At 74.0% G+C, this 21,506-nt stretch carries 21 protein-coding genes; 5 read left to right on the top strand and 16 right to left on the bottom strand.

Translation table 11 applies throughout. From position 1 onward, the window contains the following. The first annotated feature begins 203 nt into the window (after positions 1-203). Together ACFQ9Z_RS12780 and ACFQ9Z_RS12775 are read left to right on the top strand one after the other, a co-directional pair. On the top strand, positions 204-926 hold the full coding sequence (locus tag ACFQ9Z_RS12780) for a response regulator transcription factor (RefSeq protein WP_383015261.1): 723 nt from the start codon (positions 204-206) through the stop codon (positions 924-926). Continuing rightward, positions 923-2,539, top strand: coding sequence for a sensor histidine kinase (locus ACFQ9Z_RS12775; protein WP_383015258.1), 1,617 nt, complete (start codon positions 923-925; stop codon positions 2,537-2,539). The genes ACFQ9Z_RS12780 and ACFQ9Z_RS12775 overlap by 4 nt, the downstream gene beginning before the upstream one ends. A gap of 53 nt (positions 2,540-2,592) precedes the next feature. Here ACFQ9Z_RS12775 and ACFQ9Z_RS12770 read toward each other — a convergent pair whose 3' ends face one another. The 12 genes from ACFQ9Z_RS12770 to ACFQ9Z_RS12715 all read right to left on the bottom strand — a co-directional run bounded on the left by ACFQ9Z_RS12770 (position 2,593) and on the right by ACFQ9Z_RS12715 (position 13,743). Continuing rightward, positions 2,593-3,810 (bottom strand): ABC transporter permease, encoded by a 1,218-nt coding sequence (locus tag ACFQ9Z_RS12770; protein ID WP_383015255.1) that lies wholly within the window; start codon positions 3,808-3,810, stop codon positions 2,593-2,595. After that, the gene (locus ACFQ9Z_RS12765) at positions 3,807-4,553 is read right to left on the bottom strand and encodes an ABC transporter ATP-binding protein (protein ID WP_383015251.1); all 747 of its coding nucleotides are present in this window, start codon (positions 4,551-4,553) and stop codon (positions 3,807-3,809) included. The genes ACFQ9Z_RS12770 and ACFQ9Z_RS12765 overlap by 4 nt, the downstream gene beginning before the upstream one ends. Then, complete coding sequence (locus ACFQ9Z_RS12760; protein WP_383015248.1) at positions 4,550-5,971, bottom strand: peptidoglycan-binding protein; 1,422 nt, start codon at positions 5,969-5,971, stop codon at positions 4,550-4,552. The genes ACFQ9Z_RS12765 and ACFQ9Z_RS12760 overlap by 4 nt, the downstream gene beginning before the upstream one ends. Positions 5,972-5,992: 21 nt before the next feature. Beyond that, positions 5,993-6,574, bottom strand: a complete 582-nt coding sequence (locus ACFQ9Z_RS12755) for a hypothetical protein (RefSeq protein ID WP_383015245.1) — start codon at positions 6,572-6,574, stop codon at positions 5,993-5,995. Positions 6,575-6,747: 173 nt separating this feature from the next. Continuing rightward, the gene (locus ACFQ9Z_RS12750) at positions 6,748-7,473 is read right to left on the bottom strand and encodes a hypothetical protein (protein ID WP_383015242.1); all 726 of its coding nucleotides are present in this window, start codon (positions 7,471-7,473) and stop codon (positions 6,748-6,750) included. Positions 7,474-7,541: 68 nt separating this feature from the next. After that, positions 7,542-7,928, bottom strand: a complete 387-nt coding sequence (locus tag ACFQ9Z_RS12745; protein WP_383015239.1) for a phospholipase D-like domain-containing protein — start codon at positions 7,926-7,928, stop codon at positions 7,542-7,544. 63 nt (positions 7,929-7,991) lie between these two features. Next, positions 7,992-8,255 carry a hypothetical protein gene (locus tag ACFQ9Z_RS12740; protein ID WP_383015236.1) on the bottom strand — a complete coding sequence of 88 codons (264 nt, stop codon included), beginning with the start codon at positions 8,253-8,255 and terminating at the stop codon, positions 7,992-7,994. Between the two features lie 153 nt (positions 8,256-8,408). Then, a complete protein-coding gene (locus ACFQ9Z_RS12735; RefSeq protein WP_383015233.1) occupies positions 8,409-8,852 on the bottom strand; it encodes a hypothetical protein in 444 nt (147 codons plus the stop codon). Continuing rightward, complete coding sequence (locus ACFQ9Z_RS12730; RefSeq protein ID WP_383015230.1) at positions 8,849-9,019, bottom strand: hypothetical protein; 171 nt, start codon at positions 9,017-9,019, stop codon at positions 8,849-8,851. The genes ACFQ9Z_RS12735 and ACFQ9Z_RS12730 overlap by 4 nt, the downstream gene beginning before the upstream one ends. A 207-nt stretch (positions 9,020-9,226) precedes the next feature. Beyond that, a complete protein-coding gene (gene metG, locus ACFQ9Z_RS12725; protein WP_383015227.1) occupies positions 9,227-10,843 on the bottom strand; it encodes a methionine--tRNA ligase in 1,617 nt (538 codons plus the stop codon). An 86-nt stretch (positions 10,844-10,929) separates the two neighbouring features. After that, a complete protein-coding gene (locus ACFQ9Z_RS12720; RefSeq protein ID WP_383015224.1) occupies positions 10,930-12,813 on the bottom strand; it encodes a VWA domain-containing protein in 1,884 nt (627 codons plus the stop codon). A 126-nt stretch (positions 12,814-12,939) separates the two neighbouring features. After that, a complete protein-coding gene (locus ACFQ9Z_RS12715; RefSeq protein WP_383015221.1) occupies positions 12,940-13,743 on the bottom strand; it encodes an alpha/beta fold hydrolase in 804 nt (267 codons plus the stop codon). Between the two features lie 88 nt (positions 13,744-13,831). On the opposite strand from ACFQ9Z_RS12715, the gene ACFQ9Z_RS12710 reads away from it, so the two are divergent. Beyond that, on the top strand, positions 13,832-15,184 hold the full coding sequence (locus tag ACFQ9Z_RS12710; protein WP_383015218.1) for a PLP-dependent aminotransferase family protein: 1,353 nt from the start codon (positions 13,832-13,834) through the stop codon (positions 15,182-15,184). Here ACFQ9Z_RS12710 and ACFQ9Z_RS12705 read toward each other — a convergent pair. Then, the gene (locus tag ACFQ9Z_RS12705) at positions 15,078-16,025 is read right to left on the bottom strand and encodes a hypothetical protein (RefSeq protein ID WP_383015215.1); all 948 of its coding nucleotides are present in this window, start codon (positions 16,023-16,025) and stop codon (positions 15,078-15,080) included. The two genes, ACFQ9Z_RS12710 and ACFQ9Z_RS12705, sit on opposite strands and share 107 nt — an antisense overlap. 328 nt (positions 16,026-16,353) lie before the next feature. Further along, positions 16,354-16,842: a hypothetical protein gene (locus ACFQ9Z_RS12700; protein ID WP_383015212.1), complete on the bottom strand. Its 489-nt coding sequence runs from the start codon at positions 16,840-16,842 to the stop codon at positions 16,354-16,356. Between the two features lie 143 nt (positions 16,843-16,985). On the opposite strand from ACFQ9Z_RS12700, the gene ACFQ9Z_RS12695 reads away from it, so the two are divergent. Both ACFQ9Z_RS12695 and ACFQ9Z_RS12690 read left to right on the top strand, forming a co-directional pair. Then, positions 16,986-18,143, top strand: coding sequence for a PP2C family protein-serine/threonine phosphatase (locus ACFQ9Z_RS12695; RefSeq protein ID WP_383015209.1), 1,158 nt, complete (start codon positions 16,986-16,988; stop codon positions 18,141-18,143). A 76-nt stretch (positions 18,144-18,219) separates the two neighbouring features. Continuing rightward, on the top strand, positions 18,220-19,356 hold the full coding sequence (locus ACFQ9Z_RS12690) for a hypothetical protein (RefSeq protein WP_383015206.1): 1,137 nt from the start codon (positions 18,220-18,222) through the stop codon (positions 19,354-19,356). Between the two features lie 127 nt (positions 19,357-19,483). Here the strand turns inward: ACFQ9Z_RS12690 and ACFQ9Z_RS12685 are convergent, their stop codons facing one another. Together ACFQ9Z_RS12685 and ACFQ9Z_RS12680 are read right to left on the bottom strand one after the other, a co-directional pair. Next, a complete protein-coding gene (locus ACFQ9Z_RS12685) occupies positions 19,484-19,735 on the bottom strand; it encodes a hypothetical protein (protein ID WP_383015851.1) in 252 nt (83 codons plus the stop codon). A 166-nt stretch (positions 19,736-19,901) separates the two neighbouring features. Then, a complete protein-coding gene (locus tag ACFQ9Z_RS12680; protein WP_383015203.1) occupies positions 19,902-21,485 on the bottom strand; it encodes an LCP family protein in 1,584 nt (527 codons plus the stop codon). Positions 21,486-21,506: the final 21 nt, after the last annotated feature.

Here is a 21,506-nt window from a genome sequence, read left to right as displayed (position 1 = left end):
ATTCCTGTGCTGTGGTGCGACATACGTACGGCCTCGGGCGGGGCCGCCTTTCGGCTCGAAATGGTCGGCCGCCGGGCCGTGGATCCGCGGATTCCGGAATTCCCGTTCTCCGGGAGGCGGCGGATGAGAATGCTCCGAATCCGCCCCTGATCAGTGCGGGCGTAATCCGGTACCGTGTGGAAATCCCAGGCGAAGGAGTCGCGTTGCCCGCTCGCATACTGGTCGCCGAGGACGACGTGAAACAGGCGCAACTCATCCGTATCTACCTGGAACGGGAGGGCCACGAGGTCCAGACCGTGGCCGACGGACGCTCCGCGATCGACCGCGCCCGCGCCTCCCGGCCGGACCTGATCGTCCTCGACGTGATGATGCCGGGCGTCGACGGGCTCGACGTCTGCCGCATCCTGCGCGTGGACTCCCGGGTGCCGATCCTGCTGCTGACCGCCCGCAGCACCGAGGAGGACCTGCTGCTCGGCCTCGACCTCGGGGCCGACGACTACCTGACCAAGCCGTACAGCCCCCGCGAACTCACCGCCCGGGTGCGGGCGCTGCTGCGCCGGGCGCGGGCCGCCGAGGACGGACGGCCGCCCCTGCTCCGGGCCGGCGACCTGGAGGTCGACACCGCGCGCTTCGAGGTGCGGGTGGCCGGTGGGCCGGTACCGCTCACCGGCAAGGAGTTCGCGATCCTGGCCGTGCTCGCGGCCGAGCCGGGGCGGGTCTTCACCCGGGCGCAGATCATCGACCGGGTCTTCGGGTTCGACCAGAACGTGCTGGAGCGCACCGTGGACGCCCACGTGATGAACCTGCGGCGGAAACTGGAGCGCGGTCACGACGCCGGCCGCTACGTGGAGACCGTGTACGGGCGGGGATACCGCCTGGCGACGCGGCCGCCCGGGGCGCCGGCGCCGGACGGCGGGACGCGGTGAGCTTCCGGCTGCGGGTGCTGGCCCTGCTGGCGCTCATCGCCCTGACCGCCACCGGGGCCACCGCCTGGCTGACGCTGCGCCAGGCGGCCAGCCAGGCCAGGGACTCGGTCACCGCCGGGCGCCAGGACGTGGCGCGGATCACCGGCGCCCTCCAGACGTACGGCCTCGGGCACGGCACCTGGGACGGGGTGGCCCCCACCGTGCGGAGACTCGCGGCGGACACCGGCCAGCGGATCCGGGTCAGCACCGAGACGGACGTCCTGCTCGCCGACTCCGACGCCCTGGCGGGCCGCACCCCCCGCCCGGCCGGCGGCCAGCCGCCCGTCCTCGTCGACCCCCGGCCGCGGCTGCGGCTGCCGGAGACCACCGTGCCGCTCGCCTCGGTCAAACGGACGGTCACCGCGATCGCCGACTACCGGTCCGCCGTCACCTACGCCGCCTGCCTGACCCGGGCCGGCGCGCGGGTCACCGCCCGGACCGGCCGGACCGGCATCCCGCGGATCACCGCCGACCGGGACCGGGCCCAGTGCGTCCGGCCCGACCCCGGGGCCGACACCCGGGCGGGCGAGGACCACGCGGCCGTCTCCCGGTGCTCCGGCGAACAGCGCTTCACCGCCTGCCTGCAGCGGGTCTTCAACGAACGGACGGCCGCCCTCGCCCCGCCGCGCCTCCAGGTGGGACTCGGCTTCCGGGGCGAGGCGCCGGCCGGCCTGGCCGCCGCGCCGACCGTGGCCGTCGCCTCCGGAGTCGCCCTGGTCGCGGTGCTCGGCGCGCTGCTGCTCAGCCGTGCGGTGCTGCGCCCGGTACGGGCCCTGACCTCGGCCGCCCGGGACCTCGGCGAGGGCGAGCTGGAGAGGCGGGTGCCGGTCTCCGGGCGGGACGAGATGGCCGAACTGGGCCGGGCGTTCAACCGCATGGCCCGCTCGCTGCAGGCCGCCGAGGAGCGTCAGCGCAGGCTCACCGCCGACATCGCGCACGAACTGCGCACCCCGCTCGCCAACCTGCGCGGCTACCTGGAGGCGCTGCGCGACGGCGTGGTCGACCCGACGCCCGAACTGCTGGACTCCCTGCACGAGGAGGCGATGCTCCAGCAGCGGATCGTCGACGACCTCCAGGACCTGGCGCTGGCCGAGGCGGGCGCGCTCACCTACCACCGGGCCGTCGTGGACCTCGGCGAGCTGCTGGAGACCAGCCGCACCGCCCACCTCGCCCAGGCGGAGACCGCGGGTGTGACGCTGCGGACCGAGGCGCCCCGGCCGGTGCGGGTGCACGCCGACGCCGACCGGCTGCGGCAGGTGGTCGGCAACCTGGTCGGCAACGCGCTGCGGGCCACCGCGCCCGGCGGGACGGTGACCCTGAGCGCCGAGCGCCGCGACGGCACGGCGGTGCTCCGCGTGCGGGACACGGGCACGGGGATCCCCGCGGAGCAACTGCCCCACCTCTTCGACCGCTTCTGGCGCGCGGACGCCGCACGCGGCCGGACCACGGGAGGCAGCGGCCTCGGCCTCGCCATCGCCCGCCAGATCGTCACGGACCACGACGGCACGATCGAGGCGACGAGCCGGCCGGGCACGGGCACCACGTTCACGGTGACGCTGGCCGCGGTGGGGTGAGGGGCGCGGCGCGGCGGCCGGCCGGTCGCGGGCAAGGCCGCCGGCCGTGGGTCTCACGGCGCCGCCAGGGCCTCCGTCGGGGTCAGGCGGCCCGCACGGACCGCCGGGTACAGGCCGGCCAGCGCTCCGATGAGGAGGGTGACGGCCACCCCCGCCGCCGTCGCCCAGACCGGGACCTGCGTCGGCCAGCCCCGTACGGACGCGAAGACCGCGGTGATCGCCGTGCCCAGCACCGTGCCGCCCAGGCCGCCCAGCGCGGACAGCAGCAGCGACTCCGAGACGAACTGGCCCCTGATCTGCCCGCTGGTGGCGCCCAGCGCGCGGCGCAGCCCGATCTCCGGGCGGCGTTCCAGGACCGAGATCACCATGGTGTTGCCCACCCCGACCCCGCCCACCAGCAGGGCCACCGAACCGAGGCCGAGCAGCAGCCCGGTCAGCGTCGACTCGGTGGCCTCCCGGGCGGCCAGCGCGTCGGACGGCCGGGAGACCAGCACGGCGTTCGGCTTCTCCGGGTTCGCGGTGGCCGCGAGCACCGCCCGCACCTGGCCCACCCGGTCGTCGCGGGCCCGTACGTACACCGTCGACGGATGGCCGTCGAAGCCCAGGTACGTCCGGGCCGCCCGCCAGCCGACCAGTGCCGAGCCGTCGATCTCCGGTGCGAGCGGCACCGGCTCCAGCACGCCGACCAGGGAGAACCACTTGCCGCCGAGCCAGAGGCGGGTGCCCGGCGTGTAGACGTCGAGCCGGCGGGCGGCCTGCGCGCCCAGCACCACCGCCGGGTACTCCTGGGTCGCCTCGGTCAGCCAGCGCCCGATCCGCACCTCGCCGCCGATCGCGGGCAGCAGCCCGACCCCGGCCGCGGCCACCTCCACGCTGCCGGTGCGCCCCACCGGTATGTGCTCGTTGCGGTAGACCGCCGCGTCTCTGACCTCACCGGTCGCCGCGACCTGGGCCACCGGCCCGATCCGGCGGATCATCGGCACCGCCTCCTGGGGCAGCCGGGTCGCCGTGCCGTCCGGGGTCCGCCCGGGCGCGACCCGCAGCATGTTGGTGCCCAGCGCGTCCAGCCGGCGGTCCACCTCCGCCCGGCTGGAAGAGGAGATGCCGACCACGGCGACCATCGCCGCCACCCCGATCGCGATCCCCAGCGCGGAGAGGAAGACGCGCAGCGGCCGGGTGCGCAGTCCGGTGCCGCCGAGCCGCAGGAAGTCGGCGGCCCGCAGCCGGGCCGGCCGGAGCGTTCCCCGGCTCGGGGCGGCGCCCGGCCTCACCGGCGCTCCCCCGTGCCCGCCGGGGACGTGCGCGGGCCGCCGCCGCTGTCGGCCACGACGCGGCCGTCGCGCATCTCCACCCTGCGGTCGAACACCTCGGCCATCTCCCGGTCGTGCGTGATGACGACGACCGTGGTGCCGGCCGCGTGCAACTCCCGCAGCAGAGCCAGCACCGCCGCCCCGGAGGCCGAGTCGAGGTTGCCGGTCGGCTCGTCGGCCAGCAGCAGCGCCGGTTCGCCGATCACCGCGCGGGCCACCGCGGCCCGCTGCCGCTCGCCGCCGGAGAGCTGGTGCGGGAGGTGGCCGAGCCGGTGGTCCAGCCCGACGCGGGCCAGCGCCCGCGCGGCCCGGCGCCTGCGCTCGCGCAGCGGCACCCCGGTGTAGAGCAGGCCGTCCGCGACCGTGTCGAGCACGGGCACCCCGATCGCGAGGTGGAACTGCTGGAACACGAACCCGATGCGCTGCGCGCGCAGCGCGGACAGCTCACGGTCGGAGAGTCCGGCGACCTCGTACCCGTCGATGACGATGCGCCCGGCGGACGGCCGGTCGAGGGTGCCCATCAGGTGCAGCACGGTCGACTTGCCCGAGCCGGACGGGCCCACCACACACGCGAGTTCGCCGTACCGGATGCTCAGGTCGACGTCCGCCACGGCCCGGACGCCCCCGGCGTACGTCTTGGAGACGCCCGCGAACTCGACCACGGGGGCGCTGGAAGCGGCGTACTCGACGTCCTCCGGGCTCACTTGGGGATCCTCACCTTCATGCCCTCGCGCACGCCGGGGCCGCTGACCTCCACCCGGCCGCCGGCGAACAGCCCCGTCCGCACCGGGACGAAGCGTCCCGGGCCGCCGGCGTCCCCGCCGCCCCGGGGGCCGTCGCCGGCGAGTTCCAGGCCGTAGCCGCCCTCGGCGAGCGCGGTCAGCGCGGCGACCGGCACGGTGAGGACGTCCTTGCGCTGCTTGCGCGTGTAGCGGACGGTCACCGGTCCGCTCTGCAGCCGGCCCAGGGAGTCCTGGTCGTCGAAGGTGATCACGACCGAGACCGTCGCGGACCGGCCGCCCGCACCACCGCCGGACCCGCCGTCCGTGCCGCCGCCGTCCGTGCCGCCGTCGCCCGCGCCGCCGTCACCCGCGCCCGCGCCGTCACCGCCGACGCCGGACGCCGACGCGGCGTCCGAGCCCAGACTGGCGACGGTCCCCCTGACCGAGCGGCCGTCGGGCAGGTCGACGGTGACCCCGCTGCCGCGCCGCGCCCAGTCCGTGTCGGCGGCCGGGGCGCCGACCGTCACCATGCGGGCGGTGCTGGTGTAGCTGACCTGGCCGACGGCGGCCTCGTCGCCGACGCGGGCGCTGGTGCCCGCGACCCGGACCGGACCGGGCGCGTACACGACGTCGCCGGCCCCGACCCGGCCGGTCTGCGGCAGCCCCAGGTCCTTCTGCCAGCGCTTGACGGCGTTCGCGGTCAGTTCGGTGTACGACTCGTCGACGGTGAAGCCCGAGTAGCCGAGGGCGTTGAGATTGCTCTCGAACTGCTTGACGTCCATGCCGTGCAGGGGAGCCGCGGCGTCCGCGGCCGGACGGGTGACCGAGGCGGCCGGCGCGGACGGGGCCGCCCCCGCCGGGGACTTGCCGCCCGCCGATCCGCCGTCGCCCGTGCCCGCGTCCGAGCCGGAGCCCGTGCCCGCGGCGCTGGAGCGCTCCGGCTCGACGACGCCCAGGTCCCGGTACATCGGCAGGCTGCCGTACAGCAGGACCACGGGACGGTCGTCGGCCCGCATCACCGCCTGCCCGCGCCGCAGGGTCGTGCCGGTGGACGGCAGCCAGGTCACCGTGCCCTTCGCCCTGACCGGGAAGGGGACCTGGGGGCCGTGTCCGAGCTGTCCGTCGATCTCGGTCTGGTCGGTGAGGGTTGCCCGGGTGACGTGGACGACCTCGCTGCTGCGGTTCGGGGCCCGGCCGCCGTGGTCCGGGCCGCCACCGCCGCCGAGGCCGAGGGCGCCGGCCACGCTGACGCCGGTCACGACGAGGAAGCCCACAACGACGAGAGCGAGCCTGTTGCGCCGGCGAGCGACGGCCCGGTCCGCGCCCGGAACCCGGCCCGCGTCCTGGGGGTCCTCGGGACCCGCCGCGCCCGCCGCCGGATGACGGGGGCCGTCCTTCATCACGTCCACGGCACCGGCCCGTCAGCCCTGGGCCGAGGGCGCGTCGGTCGGCACACCGATGACGGAGGCGCACTGGCGCGCCGCCCGCTTGGCGCCCGCGGACGTGGAGTCCCAGGTCACGTCGCGGAAGTGGCCGCCGGAGTCGGTGTCCGGGAAGTCGGCGGCGCCGTGCTCCTGCATGCACTTGGCGTACTTCTGGTTCTTGCGGATCTCCGCCTTGGACAGCTCGGGCTGCTGGGCCTTCTCGACGCTGTCCGGGACGGGCACGCTGAGGTCCGCGCACTTCTCCTGAGCCTTGAGGGCCTTGGGGTCGCGCTTCCACTTGGACTGGTCGCCGAGGTCCACCTTGCCCTGGGCGTCGGGGTCGGGCGCGTCGAGTCCGGCGCCGCGCAGGCACTCGACCCACTTGCGCTGGGCGTCGACGTACTCGGTCAGCTCACTCGACGCGTCCTTGGAGGCGCCGGCGCCCGTCCTGCCGCCGCCGGCCGAGGCGACCTCGCCGCCGCTGCCGCCGTCACCGCCGCAGCCGGCGACGCCCACCACGGCCGCCACCGCCACCCCGACCAGCCAGGTCCGCGCCCCGGACCGCCGCCGCGTACTCATCACCCCGTGCCCCCTTCACGCCGTCGCCGCCCGGCCTGTTCCGGCCGGGCGGCGACGAATGTAGATCCGGGGTGATGAAGGACCTATGAAGAAGCCGTCAAGAACTGTTCCGGCAGGGGCTTTCTTCTGGCTCTTCCGGCGCCTTCGCCGTTGTCGGCGCTGAGGGTGCCTGGTCAGGCACCGGTGTCCGGATCGGATTCCCGGTCCGGGTCAGGCTCGGTATCGGGCTCGGTGTCCGGCGACGCGCCGTCCTCCATCAGCCGTTCGGCGATGTCGTCGGACCAGTGCTGGGCCCAGGCGCGCAGGGCGAGCACCTCGGGTTCGTCCAGGCCGTACCGGCGGAAGTCGGCGTCGGCGTAGAAGTCCGTGCCGGTGAGCCGGGACTGCAGGGTGGTCAGGTCGAAGGGGTCGTGGGCGTGGCGGCGGCCCAGTTCCTCCAGGCGGGGCAGGGAGAACCGGGCGGCGGCGGCCCGCGCGTCCACGAGGTCCACGGCCGCCCCCCGGTCGTACAGCGCGCGGATCTTCGTGCCGACGGCGTCCTCCAGGGACAGGGCGGGTCCGTACCCGGTCAGCTCGGGCGGCTGCCAGAAGGCCTCCTTGTGCAGCGCGAGCACGAGGGGCTCCCCGCTCGGGGGGTCGGTGACGGTGAGCTGCGCGGTGAGCGGGGTGACGGCCCCGACCCGCACCCGGCGCCCGCGCGCCTCCAGGGCGGAATCGACGGCGGCCACGATGTGCTCCATGACCTTGGGGCTCTCGGTGGCGAAGTCGACGTTGCCGTGCGGACGGCACACCAGTCCGTGCGCCTGCAGGGCATGACCGCCGGCGATCACCAGCGCATACGGGCTGCCTGCACCGAGAACGTCCGCGAGAAGCCGCCGCTGGGGCTCGGAAGGGGTCACGGCATCCGTACTTTGCCAGATGGGGGGCGGGGCGGTGGGGCGCCCCGCCCAGAAGCCGTGGCTGGAATTCACGCGGGCCGCATGACCTTGTTGTCAGGTGCCAGCAGCCAGCGGAAATGGTCGACGAGCGGCCCCACCAGGTGCGGATCGCGCAGCACCACACCGAGTTCGATGTTGTCGGACAAGGCGCGATCAGTGAGGTTGGCGCTGCCCAGCACCGCCGTGTGCCGGTCGGCGGCGATCAGCTTGGCGTGCAGGACGCCCGACGACCCGACCCGATGCCAGACGTGCACAGCCTCGGGAAGCGCAGCGAATGCCGCCGCCGCCTGAGTGGACTCTTCGAGCAGGAGGGCGCGGACCACCGGGTCAAGCTGGTAGTCCTGGATCTCCACACCGGAGCGGAACGGGGCCTGGAGCGCGGTCTTGTCCGCGGAGGCGATGGCGCCCCAGCGCACGGCGTCCAGGAAGGCGTCCAGTCGGCTGGGGTCGTCGAATCCGCTCTCGGGGGACGGCAGCTCCTAGGCGTCGTGGACGTCCGTCGCCTGTTCCAGCTCCCACACGACCCGCAGCTCCTCGTCCCGGCCGTCAGTCTCCAAAGAGGAGAGCTTGACCAGGTGAGTGGGGGTGGCCTCGGCGGCGCGCGCCGGGTCGTCGCTGGCGGCGGTGGAACGGACGACGTCGGTGACCACCCAGGGGCGGTGGCGGACAGTGACGCGTTGACCGGGCACCGGTACCGGCACGCTCGATGCTTCCGGATTCTCCTTCACCGACTGCGTGGTCATCTCGCTCGTCCCCCCAGCTTTCACGGACAGCCCCTTCCCGGCGGTCGTAGAAGTCTAGGTGCGCAGGGGGAGCGGACGTCTCGGTTGAGCGGATCCTTCCTGGCCTCAGGCACCGACGGTGCCTGAGGCCAGGACGCAGCGGGTGGTAGCGGCTCAGGAAGCGGAGGGCTGGGCGTGACCGGGTTCGGCCATGAACAATTCCTCGACGTTCTTGACGGTGAAGGCCAGGTCCTGCCAGCGGGCGAGGATCGCCAGGTCGGTGCAGGCGGTGACGCGCTCCCAGGTGTTGGCGGTGATTCCGACGCCCCGCCTCTGGAGGGTCCGCAGGACTGCCACGGCCCGTCCCTCCGCGAAGCCGGCCCGCCACGCCGTCATGTACTCATCGGTCCAGCTCCCCGCCAAGGCGCGCAGGCAGGCGACGTCTTCGAGGGACAGGGAATCGCGCCGGCTGATCTCGTTCAGGTGCGCGTTCTGGCCGGCGGCCGCATCCTCGCTAGGCAGCCCGAAGGCCATGGAGAGGGCCGTGACCATGTACCGGCCCCTCACCTTCTCCTGCAGTTCCGGGCTCATCCGGTCGATCAGGACCCGCGGATTCATGCGGGAACCTCGAAGTACGCGGCATCACCGTCTCGGACGACACTGGAGAACGAATCATCTCCTGCGCCGACGCGAAGTACCCCCTTGGCGGCCTCGCCCTCGGCTTTGTCCTCCGGGGACGGCTCCTCCCCGAGAGCGCCCCGGCCGGGGAAGTAGGTGGCGACCATCTTCTGGAGTCCTTTCCCTGTCTCCCTGGCTGGATGTTCTCCAAGCCGACTTCAACGTAGAGGGGTCAAGAGCCAGGGCGTTCCGCGGAGCGACTGGTTCACTCGTTCGGGGAAGAGAGAAACGTTCCCCCTTTCCGGTGGGCGCCCGCGCATGCGCAGAGGCCCGGAAACGTGGCGTTTCCGGGCCTGTGGCGTCGCGTAGGCGGGTTACGCGGTCGGCTTCTCCTCCAGACGGGGGAAGAGGACCGCGCCCTTGGTGACCGTGGCGCCGGCCGGGAGCCGGCCCCAGGTGCCGGACTCCTGGACCCGCTGGTCGGACAGGGCGCCGAGGGAGGCCTCCGCGCCGAGGGAGTCCCAGAGCTTCTGGGAGGTGTCCGGCATGACCGGGTTGAGCAGCACGGCGACCGCGCGGAGGGACTCGGCGGCCGTGTAGAGGATGGTGGCCAGGCGGGCCTTGCCCTCGGACGAGTCGTCCTTGGCGACCTTCCACGGCTCCTGCTCGGTGAGGTAGCCGTTGACCTGCTTCACGAAGTCGAAGACGGCCAGGATGCCGCCCTGGAAGTCCAGCTCGTCGCCGATGCGCCGGTCGGCCTCGGCAGCGGCCTTGGCCAGGCCCTCCTGGACGGCCTTCTCCGCCTCGCCGGCGGCCGTCGCCTCGGGCAGCTCGCCGCCGAAGTACTTGCCGACCATGGCCGCCACGCGGGAGGCGAGGTTGCCGTAGTCGTTGGCCAGCTCGGAGGTGTAGCGGGCGGAGAAGTCCTCCCACGAGAAGGAGCCGTCCTGGCCGAAGGCGATGGCCCGCAGGAAGTACCAGCGGTAGGCGTCCACGCCGAAGTGCGTGGTCAGGTCCTGCGGCTTGATGCCGGTCAGGTTGGACTTCGACATCTTCTCGCCGCCGACCATCAGCCAGCCGTTGGCGGCGATCTTCCCGGGCAGCGGGAGGCCCTGGGCCATCAGCATGGCCGGCCAGATCACCGCGTGGAAGCGGAGGATGTCCTTGCCGACGAGGTGCACGTCGGCCGGGAAGGTGGCCTCGAACTTCTCGTGGTTCTCGTTGTAGCCGACCGCCGTGGCGTAGTTCAGCAGCGCGTCGACCCACACGTAGATCACGTGCTTCTCGTCCCAGGGGATCGGAATGCCCCAGTCGAAGGTCGAGCGGGAGATGGAGAGGTCCTGCAGGCCCTGGCGGACGAAGTTCAGGACCTCGTTGCGCGCGGACTCGGGCTGGATGAAGTCCGGGTTGGCCTCGTAGTGGGCCAGCAGCTTGTCCGTGTACGCGCTCAGCTTGAAGAAGTAGTTCTCCTCGCTGAGGATCTCCACGGGCTTCTTGTGGATCGGGCAGAGCTTCTGACCCGCGTACTCGCCCTCGCCGTCGAGCAGCTCGCCCGGCAGCTTGTACTCCTCGCAGCCGACGCAGTACGGGCCCTCGTAACCGCCCTTGTAGATCTCGCCCTTGTCGTGCAGGTCCTGCACGAACTCCTGGACGCGGTCCGTGTGCCGCTTCTGCGTGGTACGGATGAAGTCGTCGTTCGCGATCTCCAGGTGCTCCCAGAGGGGCTTCCAGGCCTCGGTGACGAGCTTGTCGGCCCACTCCTGGGGGGTGACCCCGTTGGCCTCGGCCGTGCGCATGATCTTCTGACCGTGCTCGTCCGTGCCGGTGAGGTACCACACCTTCTCGCCACGCTGGCGGTGCCAGCGGGTGAGCACGTCGCCTGCGACGGTCGTATAGGCGTGGCCCAGGTGAGGAGCGTCGTTGACGTAGTAGATGGGGGTCGAGACGTAGTACGCCTTCGCCCCCTGCTTCTCGGATCCAGTGGCCGCCATAAGTCGAAATCCTACTTGGCCGCCGAAGATCGACTCACCCGCGTTCCGGGGGGTGGACGCGTCGTCCGCCCCCCGGGAACGGCTTCCTACGGGCGCCAGGCCGCCAGCAGGCCCTCGTAGAGCTCGGTGTCCGTGAGCTCGCGGGGGGCGGGGCCGGCGTGGAAGAAGGACGTGTTGTCGGTCTTCAGTTTGCGCAGGTAGTCGAAGGCCTTGTTGTCGTGCTCGCCGAAGGCGACGAAGGAGAAGAAGACGCCGGGGTGCTTCTTCGCGGCCTCGGTGAGGGACTGGGTCGCGGGGGTCTTGGCGTCGGGGGCACCGTCCGTCTGGAAGACCACCAGGACGGGGGTACCGGCTTCGTTGTTCTCCTCGTGGTGGGCGAGTACGGCTTCCACGGCGGCGTGGTAGCTGGTACGGCCCATGCGGCCGAGGCTCGCGTGGATGTCGTCGATCTTCGTCTCGTGGCCCTCGGCCAGGGTGAGGTCGGTGGTGCCGTCGATCTCCGTGGAGAAGAGGACGACGTGGACCGTGGCCTCGGGGTCGAGGTGCGCGGCGAGGGCGAGGGTCTGGTCGGCGAGGGCCTGGGCGGAGCCGTCCTTGTAGTACGGGCGCATGCTCGCGGAGCGGTCGAGGACGAGGTAGAGCTTCGCTCGGGTGCCGGTGAGGCTGTGCTTTTCGAGGGTGGTGGTGGCTGCGTTGTAGGCGGTGGTGAGGGAGGGGGTGCGGGAGTTGATTTTGGTGAGGGGGGTTGCGGGTTCGGGTGCCGCTGTTGTTTCGGCGGAGGGTGCCGGGGTTGTTTCGGCGGAGGGTGCCTGCGGCTCGGTCGCCTCGGCTTCGCCTTCGGCGGGATCGTTCCCACCCGCACCACCCGTGCGGCTCTCGTTGTCGGGTGCGGGTGGCCCCTGTGGGGTGTCCTCGCCGTCGGCGGCTCGCGGCTCGGGGGTGGAGGCATTCTGGCCCGCCTCGGCCTGCGTCGATTCGGAGCTCGGCTCCGGCTCCTGCTCCGTGGCCGCCTTGGCCGGCTCCGGGATGGGCTGCGAAGTCGGCTCGGGCTCCGCCTCGGGCTCGGGCTTGGCTTCGGGCTCGGGCTCCGCCTCGGGCTCGGCCTTCGCCTCGGGCTCGGGCTTGGCTTCGGGCTCGGGCTTGGCTTCGGGCTCGGGCTCCGCCTCGGGCTCGGCCTTCGCCTCGGGCTCGGGCTTGGCTTCGGGCTCGGGCTCGGCCTTCGCCTCGGCCTCAACCTTCGGCTTCGGCTCCGGCTGAGCCTCAGCCTTCGGCTTCGCTTCCGCCGCCGGGTCTGCGTCAGTCGCCTCGTTCGGCTTCGCCTCGCTCGCGTCCGCCTCGGGCGTGGCCTCGGCCTTCGGCTCCGCCTTGGCTTCGCTCGGCTCGGGCTCTGTCGCGGCCTTCGCCTCTGCCTCTGCCTGAGGCATGGCATCCGCCTCAGGCTCGGCCTCGGCCTTCGGCTCCGACTCGGGTTCGCTCGGCTCGGCCTCGGCCTCGGCCTCGGCCTCGGCCTCGGCCTTCGGCTCCGGCTCGGGCTCGGTGTGGGCCTGAGGCGTCGTCTCCGGCTCGGCCTTCACCTCAGGTGCCGGGGGCGTGTCGGCCGTCGCCTCCGCCGCCGCTGCCGTCTCGGCCTGGGCCGCTGCCTCGGTGGCCTCGGCCGCTGCCTTCGTCGGCTCGGGCTCGGGGGCCGGCTCCGGTTCCGGGGTGAGGTCGAGGACGAGCTCGGGTTCCGGGGCGCGGTCGGTGGGCTGGCGGGGGACCGCGATGTTGTCGAAGGCGGCCGAGACCAGTTCGTGCTCGTCGGGGGACGAGGTGCGGGGCTCGGGGACCTGGGCGGTCGGGGCCGGGGCCGGGTCGGTGGTGGTCGTCGGCTCCGGTTCCTGCGACGGACGTCGGTCCGCACCCTCTGCTTCGGCGGTGCGCGCCTTGCGCCCCCGGCCGAATGCGTTCCGCAGGAGAGTGAGAATGCCCATGTGCGCAACCCTTTGCGTGAGTTGGTACCCGTTAATCCCTGGCCAGGACGGACACGTAAGGTTAGCGGCCCGAGGTTGCTTTTCGGTCTCTGCGACAGCCGGGAACGGCGTCGGCGGAGGTGACGGTCACCCGGTGGGGCCTGTGCGCGCCGCGTCCACCCGGGCCAGGAACTGTCCCAGCACCTCGTTGAACTCCTCGGGGCGCTCCAGGTTCGGCATGTGGGCCGCGCCCTCGGACACGTGCAGGGTGGAGTCGGGCAGCAGCGCGTGCATGGCCCGCGCGTCGGCGACCGGTGTGAAGGTGTCGTCGGCGCCCACCACGACCAGTGCCGGAACGGTGATGCGGGTCAGCAACGGGCGGTAGTCGGGGCGTTCGGCGCGGCCGCGCAGGGAGGCCGCGGCGCCCTCCGGGGAGGTGGCCGTCATCATGCCGTGCACATGGGCCTTGACCCGCGGGTCGGCGTAGGGGGCGACCATCTTCTCCAGGACCTCGTCGGCGTAGCCGCGCATGCCCTCGGCGACCAGCCGGCCGGCCAGGGCGGTGCGGCCCCGCCTGCCCTCCGGTGTCTCGGGGGCGGGGAAGGTGTCCGCGAGGACCAGGCCCCGCACGCGGTCGCCGAGACGGTCGCAGCACTCCATGGCGATCTGGCCGCCCATCGACAGCCCGGCCAGGACGAAGGTGTCCACCCCCAGGAAGCCGAGCAGTTCCTCGATGTCGCGGGCGTGGCGGGAGAGCGGGACGGTGCCGGGGGTCACCGGGGAGGCGCCGTAGCCGCGCAGGTCGGGGGCGATCACCCGGCGCCCGTCTGCGAGCGCGGCCAGTTGCGGGGCCCACATCGTGCGGTCGAAGGGGTGGCCGTGGACGAGCACGAGCGGGGTGCGGGCGGAGGTTCCGGGGTCTTTGTCAGCGTATGCGAGGAAGGGGGGCATGTGATCGACCCTAGGGTTCCCCGTCTCGTCGGTGCAATAAAATCTTTGCCCTCGGTGCAATCCAAAGCGACTGTCGGCAGGGGGACTTGTGGAGGACTACCGGCGCATCGCCGACCGGATCACCGCCGACATCGGCTCCGGGCGGCTCCGGCCGGGACAACGGCTGCCACCGCAGCGGGCGTTCGCCCGGCGGCACGGGATCGCCGCCTCCACGGCGGGCCGGGTGTACGCCGAACTCGTGCGCCGGGGGCTGGTGGTGGGCGAGGTCGGGCGCGGCACGTTCGTCCGGGCCACCGAGCCGGACGGGCAGCCGGGCCGGTCGCTGACCGAGGCGGCCGCCGCCACGCCCGTGAACCTGGAGCTGAACTACCCGTCAGCGCCCGGCCAGTCGGAGCTGCTGGCCCCCGCGCTCGCGTCGCTGTTGCGGCCGGACGCGCTGACCGGGGCGCTGCGGCCCGCCGCGGCCGCCGGCACCGGGGCCGCCCGGGAGGCGGTCGGAGCGCTGCTGGCCACGGACGGCTGGCGGCCCGACCCGGCGGGGCTGCTCTTCACCGGCAACGCCCGCCAGGCCATCGCCGCCACCCTCGCCTCCCTGGTCCGGCCGGGCGGCCGGGTCGGTGTGGAGCCGCTGACGTACCCGCTGGTCAAGGAGATCGCGGGCCGGCTCGGCTGCGTCCTCGTCCCGCTCGCGGCCGACGACGGAGGACCGCTCGCCGAGTCGGTCGCGGCGGCCCACCGCACCGCCCCGCTGTCCGCCCTCTACCTCCAGCCGACCCTGCACAACCCGACCTCGCTGACCATGGACGCCGAGCGCCGGGCCCGGCTGGCCGACGTCGTCCACAGCCTGGGGATACCGGTCGTGGAGGACCGGATCTGGTCCTTCCTGCAACCGGCCGGCCCGCCGCCGCTGGCCGCCCTGGCCCCGGACCTCGTGCACCTGGTCGACGGGCTGTCCAAGCGGGTCGCGCCAGGGCTCACGGCGGGGTTCACCGCGGTGCCGGCCGGGCGGGCCGAGGCGGTGGCGCGCGCCATCAGGTCCGGCGGCTGGAGCGCGGGTTCCTTCGCGCTGGAGGCGGCCGTGCGGTGGATCGGCGACGGGACCGTGGCGCGGCTGGTCGACGCCAAGCGGCGGGACGCCGCCCGCAGGCAGCGGCTGGTCGCCGAGGAACTGGCCGGCTTCGCCGTACGGTCCGACCCGGCCGCCTACTTCGCCTGGTGGCGGCTGCCCGCGCCCTGGCGGGCGGACACCTTCACCGCGGCGGCCCGGGCGCACGGGATCGCGGTGACCCCGGGCACGGCCTTCCGGGTGGACCCGAGCCGTACGCCGGACGCGGTCAGACTCGGGCTCGGCTCGGCTCCGGAGCCTCGGCTTGCGTGGGCGCTGCGGACCCTCGCCGGCGTCGCGCGGGACGGGGCGGCCGCGACCGCAGCCGGCGGGTGAGCAGAGCGGTGAGGGCCACCGCGAGGCCGAGGCCGATCAGCAGCCAGGAGGCCGTGCGCAGGGTGCCGGTCAGGGCGTCGTAGACCGCTCCTGCGGCCGGGCGGGACACGCCGTCGGCCAGGCCGTCGAGGGTGAGGCCGCGGCCGACGACGAGGGCGAGGGCGAGCAGCCCGCCGCCCAGGGCCGTGCCCAGCGCGGTCGCCACGATCGCGCGCCGGCGGTGGACCGCCAGGGCGATTCCGGCGACCGCGAAGACGACGGCCGCGACAGGGCACCAGAAACCGGCGACTTCGAGCACGTGGAATCCCTTCCGCAGCGGGGCCACCTCGTGCGCCTCGAGCACCGGCACAGCGGTGTGCTCGACCGGGATGCGCGCGGCGAGCGTGATGTGGTCGTCGGCGAGCTGCTGCTTGACCTGGGCGGTGACGGGGGCGAGGTCGACGGTGACCGGGCCGGCGTCCGCCGCGCCGGAGCCGGCGTCCTGGCGCAGGGCGCGCAGGACGGCGTCGTGGGTGACCCGGTTGCCGGTGTCCCAGGCCATCCGGAAGGCCCGGGTCTGGGTGAAGGAGCGCACCGCCTCGTGCACGAACGGGGTGACCGAGCCCTGCAGCGGACGCACGTGCATCCGCTGGTCCACCTCGCGCAGGATGCCGTCCCCGACGGTCTCCACGACGGCTTCCCGCACGTCGGGGTCGGCGGCGAGCGGGGCCATCGCGGTGACGTACCGGCCCGTGTCGGCTAGTCCGTACGCCGCCCAGGCCGCCAGCGCGCCGAACGGCACGAGGAGGCAGGAGACGGCGATCAGGGCGGCCGACAGGGCGCTCCTGAGGCGTGGGGGCACCCTTCAAGGCAAGAGCCGCGCGCCCGGGTGCGCGAGCGGGACGACTGCATTCGGGGGACGGAGTCCACCGAACGGGCCAGCCGGGCCGCCCACCGCCGGAACCCGAGTGCCCCTGCTTCCGGCGGAGGGTTCACCCGGGCGGGCGCTCACCGGCGCCGGGAGGAGCAGCCCGGAGGCGGGCCCTGCGACCGGTGAGGGCGGTGGGCACAGGGGTGTGCGCGGGCCCCGGGCGGATCGTCCGGCCGGGGCTCAGGCGCTCACCGCGCGCCGGGCGGACGCGGTGCCGATGACTCGGGTCCGCCCGCGCCGCGCGGGCGGACCCCGGCCGTCACCGGATGCGGCGGCCCGCGGCGTCCTCGTGCGTGTAGTAGCGGTAGAACACCACCACGAACATTGGTACGGCGACCGCCAGGGCCAGCACCGTGGACTCCCACACGCCGTGGCCGCGCCCGCTCAGGCTGTACAGGAAGCCGACGGCGATGCCCGTGAAGGCCGCCCACAGCACCGCGTGCACCTCGCGCCGGCGTCGTACGGCGTAGGACTCAAGGGCCCGGAAGACGGCGAAGAAGACGACGCCCGTCACCACGCCGAACAGCACGTTCCAGCCGGTGATGGGACCGCCGTAGCGGGTGTTGGCGGCCGCCCAGTAGCCGTAGACCACACCGAGCACGATGGGCAGCGCCCACCGCGCGACCGCGTGGGTCCGCTCGCTGAAGATGTCGGGCAGCCGGCGGACCGCGCCGGTGTCCCGGCCGCCGGGCCGGGGCGCCGTCGTCCGCTGGGGCATTCCGCCGGGTGCGGGTGCCGCATGAGCCATGAGAGCACTCCTCTCGCTCCTCGCCCCCGGTCTCCAGGGCACACCTGGCGGGACGGCCTGGCAAGTCGGTCGGACGGGCCGGGTGCCCGGATGCGGCCGTCGTGATCCCGTGTTTCGCTGAACGGCATGGAGCGCTGCCCGCCGTGACGCAGGTGGAGTCCCGGCGCCGGCGGCAGCCGCTGTGGACGCGCGGGCGGACCGCGCTCCAGCTGCTGCCGCTGCTGCTGCTCGCCGCCATCACGCTGCTGGACCTCGAGACGGGTGAGTGGTTCCGCATCGTCTCCTGGATCGTGCTGGTCCCCGGCACGGCCGCGGCCGTGTGCGGGGTGTGGACGACCGCCGGGTACGCGGTGCTGTCGCTGTTCACGTACGTCGCCGTGGACCGCGTCTGGCCCAGCGAGCACCGGGCGGGACTCCCCGACTTCCTGCTGGTCGCCCTCGGCGGCGCCCTGGCCACCCTGGCCTCCGCCGCGCGGGTGCGCAGGGAGCGGGAGATGCTGCACATGCGGGACATCGCCGACACCACCCGCCGCACCGTGCTGCGCAGGCTGCCGCCGGACTGGGGCGGGCTGGAGCACGCGGGTGTCTACCTGGCCGCCGACGTGGACGCCCGGGTCGGCGGCGACTACTACGACATCCAGCCCGGCCCGCACGGCACCCGGGTCCTCGTCGGGGACGTCCAGGGCAAGGGGCTCGGCGCGGTGGAGACGGCGGCCGCGCTGCTCGGCACCTTCCGGGAGTCCGCCTACCACGAGGCTGACCTGACGGTCGTCGCCGAGCGGCTGGAGAACCGCATGACACGGCACCGCCTGCACCGCATCGCGCTGGGCGCCGACGACGGCGACCGCTTCTCCACCGCCGTGCTGCTCGGCTTCCCCGACGACGCCACGGAGACCGTCGAGCTGATCAACTTCGGCCATGAGCCGCCGCTCGCGGTCGGCCCGCAGGGGGTGCGCGCGCTGCCGGCCGGGGACGGCCTGCCGCTCGGGCTCGGCGACCTGGCGGGCAGCCGCCCGCCGCTGCACCGGGTGCGGTTCGGCTGCGAGGAGACCCTGCTGCTGGTGACCGACGGGGTGACCGAGGCACGGGACGAGGCCGGGGAGTTCTACCCGCTCGTCCCCGAGGTGGCCCGGGCGGCCACGGCCGACCCGCGCCGCGCCGAACCGCACCGGCTGGTGCGCCGGGTCCGCGACGGCGTGCTCGGACACACCCGCGGCCACCTGGAGGACGACACCACGGTCTTCGCCGTCCGGCGGACACCCACACCCGAACAACCCGAACAGGGACGTTTGCGGTCCTGAGCCGACCCTTTGCAGCAGCAGCGGCTACGGTGCTGGCTGTAGGCGAGCCACAGGGGCGATCCACAGGGGAGGGACGATGCCCGGAACCGTGCTGCTGCTCGCGGCCTCGCCGCTGGGCCGGGGGCGTCTGGTGGACGCGGCCGGCGTGCTGCCCGTCCTGGCCGCGGTCGCCCCCGCGGTGCTGTCCGGCACCGACACCGCGAACGTGGTCGAACTCGCCGACCCGCTGCAACCGCAGGCCGTCCTCACCCGGCTGCGCGCCGCCGCGGCCGCGCCGGGGCCGCTCACCGTCTACGTCACCGGGCAGCTCCACCTGGACCGGCGGCAGCGCCGGCCCCACCTCGCGCTGGCCCGCACCACCCCGGCGACCGTCCGCTACACGGCCCTGCCCTGGGACTGGATCCGGGAGGAGCTGCGGCTGCGCTCCGCCGCCGACACCGCGCTCCTGGTCGACCTGCACGCGGACGCGGAGACCTGGCGCCGGCTCGCCGAGCACCCCCTGGACTCCGGGCGCACGACCGCGGTCTACGGCCGGATCGCGCCCCCGGCCAGGAGACGGGGGCCGGCCGAGCCGGCGTACATGAAGGCGGTGGCGACGCTGCTGCGCAGCGGGCACCGGCCGCCGCTCGCCCGGTTGCACGAGCAGGCGCTGGCCCGGCTCACCGAGCAGGACGCTGGACGCGACCTGGTGCTGGCCGGCCCCGGGGGGCCCGTCCAGGGGCCCGCCCACCTGCCCGTGGTGCCCCGCCCGTACACGCCGGGCGCGCCGGTGGCCGCGCCGCCGGCCGCCCCGGGCGATCCGCACGGGGCCATCAGCGACGCCGTCCGGGCGGGCCGGCACGCCGAGGCCGACTCGCTCGCCGCGCGGCAGGAGGAAGCCGCCGTGCGCGCCTTCGGACCCGCCTCCGGGGAGGCCCTGCACTGGGCCGAGGTCCGCGCGGACCTCGCCATGTTCGCCGGGGACGCGGCACGCAGCTGCCGGGCCTGGCTGGCGGTGGCCCAGGTGCGGCTGGCGGCGGGGCAGGCGCCGGACGCGCCCGCCGTGGAGGCTGCCGTGGACCGGGCCCACCATCAGTGGAGCCGTGTGAAGGACGCGGCGCGGGCCCGTGAACTCGGGCCCGCGCTCGCGGAGCTGAGGCTGCGGGTACCGGGCCGCCGCCGGGGCGCGCTGGAGAACGTCCAGCGGCACCTGCGGCAGCTCCAGGCGGGGTGACCCGCTCAGCTGGTGAAGACGAAGTACTTCCAGGCGCCGTGCGTCGTGGAGTTGACGTTGTCGCCGGACGAGAAGTTGTAGCAGGAGGAGCGGACGCGCATCCGCCGGCCGGTGCCGGCGTCCGGGCTCAGCTGGAGGTCCGCGACCCGCCGAGGCCGGTGACGGTGCCGACGACCCGGCCCGAGTAGTCGGTGACGACGATCTGGTTCTTGTAGCTGTCGCTCAGGAAGACCTGCTGGTGGAGCCCGTCGACCACGGTGTCGTCGACGTTCCAGACCGGAATGGACCGGTCGGTGTCGGCGTACGACGGCGCGGCGAGCGCCATCGAGCCGATCGTGGCCGCCAGTGCGGCGGCCGCGGGAAGGGTGCGTATACGCACGCTGGTTCGAACCCCCCCCGGAACGAATGAGGAGATGGGGCGCCACGCGGCGCGGCCGGCGTACGGCCGCCGCGCACCGCGCGTGACGAGTGAGCGAAGACTAAGTCATGTCACCGACAAAAAAGCCGGTGGCCCCTGAGTCTCCCTCTTCTTGGGAGAAGCCGCCTCACCAGGTGAAACCCGGTTGCACCGGCATGCAGGCGTCGGTCTTGTCGCCGTTCAGCACGGCGGCGGACTCGGGCGCCTTGGCCGGGGCCGCGGACTTCGGATAGGTGGGGCCGGTGCGCCAGTCGGCGCCCACGGTCAGGGTGACGCCCGTGACGTCGCCGGAGACGCGCAGCTGGGTCAGCGGGATGCCGAGGGCCTTGGCCACGGCCTGGGCGTCGCCCTCCAGGTGGTGGTCCGGGTACTGCAGAAGCGTCTGTGCCGCCGGTGCGGCCGCGGCGCCCACGACCGCCTCGGTGAACCCCTCGTCGCGCAGCGCGCGGACGACCGCGTCCGCCCGGCGCGGCACGGGGGCCTCGGTGGTGGTGCCGGTGGCGTTGCGGACCTGCACGGAGAGGGTGCCGGCGGGGGCCGCGGGGTCGTCCGACACCTGCTCGGTGAGCTGTGCCGCGCCCTTGCCGTCGAGCGGGGTGTCGGTGCGGACCATGGCGAGGAGCTGGTCGGCGTCCTCGGCGGCGGGCATCAGCCGGTTGTGGTCCTGGGACCACTGCACGGTGGGCAGGGTCGTCATCGTGATCCGCTCGGTGGGGACCTTCTGCAGTTCCGTGGACAGGTCGTACAGCTTCTTGACCGTGCCGAGGCCCTCGTCGACCGTGAGCGCCTTCGTCGCGGTCTCCGCGAGCCGGCGCATCTCGGTGGGGTTGCCCAGGGTCGCGTTCGCGCGCAGCTGGCGGACCATCGCGTTCATGTACATGTGCTGGGCGTGGGTGCGGCCGACGTCGGTGCCGTCCTCGAAGCCGTAACGGGTGCGCAGCCACTGCAGGGCCTGCTCGCCCCTGACGTACGTGGTGCCCGCCTTGAGCTTCAGGCCCGAGCCGTGGCCCTCGGAGGTGTGCGACCAGACGTTCTCCTTGACGCACACCGGGACCCCGCCGATGGCGTCGGCCATCGCGACCACACCGGAGAAGTCGACCATCATGAAGTGGTCTACGCGGATGCCGGTGAGCTTCTGCCAGGTGGCGACCGTGCAGCCCGGGCCGCCGCGGCCCAGCGACTCGTTGGCCATGGCCAGGGTGAGCGCGCCGTACACCCTGCCGTCGTCGGGGCCGGTGCACCTGGGGATCGGGATCATCGTGTCGCGCGGCAGGCTGACCACGGACATGTTGCTGCGGTCGGCCGAGACGTGCAGCAGCATCTGGACGTCCGCGAGCGGCGGGCGGCCCACGTCGGCCCTGGAGCCGCCGAGCTTCAGGTCCGCCGCGCTGTTCCGGCTGTCCGAGCCGATCAGCAGGATGTTCAGCGGGGTCTGGCCGTCGGCGTTCGGCGCCGCCTCGGGCGGCGCGGAGTCGCCGAGGTTCAGCCTGGCCTTGGTGATGTTGCCGTTGAGGTGCTCGTAGTAGAGGTAGCCGGCGCCCGCGCCACCGAACAGGAGGGCCGCCAGGGCCAGGGCCGCCCAGCGCAGTATCCGCCGCCAGCGGCGCGGTCTGCCGGACGTGTCGTCGTCCTCGCGGCCGTCCCCCCGGCCCTCGTCGTGGCCGCCGTGGCCGCCGTGGCCGTCCGGCCGCGCCTGTGCGTCCAGCGTCATTCTCTGCCTTCCCACCCCGAC

It is taken from the genome of Streptomyces sp. NPDC056580 (genome assembly GCF_042793175.1).
GTDB lineage: Bacteria > Actinomycetota > Actinomycetes > Streptomycetales > Streptomycetaceae > Streptomyces.
This window is presented reverse-complemented; position numbering and strand designations above follow the sequence as displayed.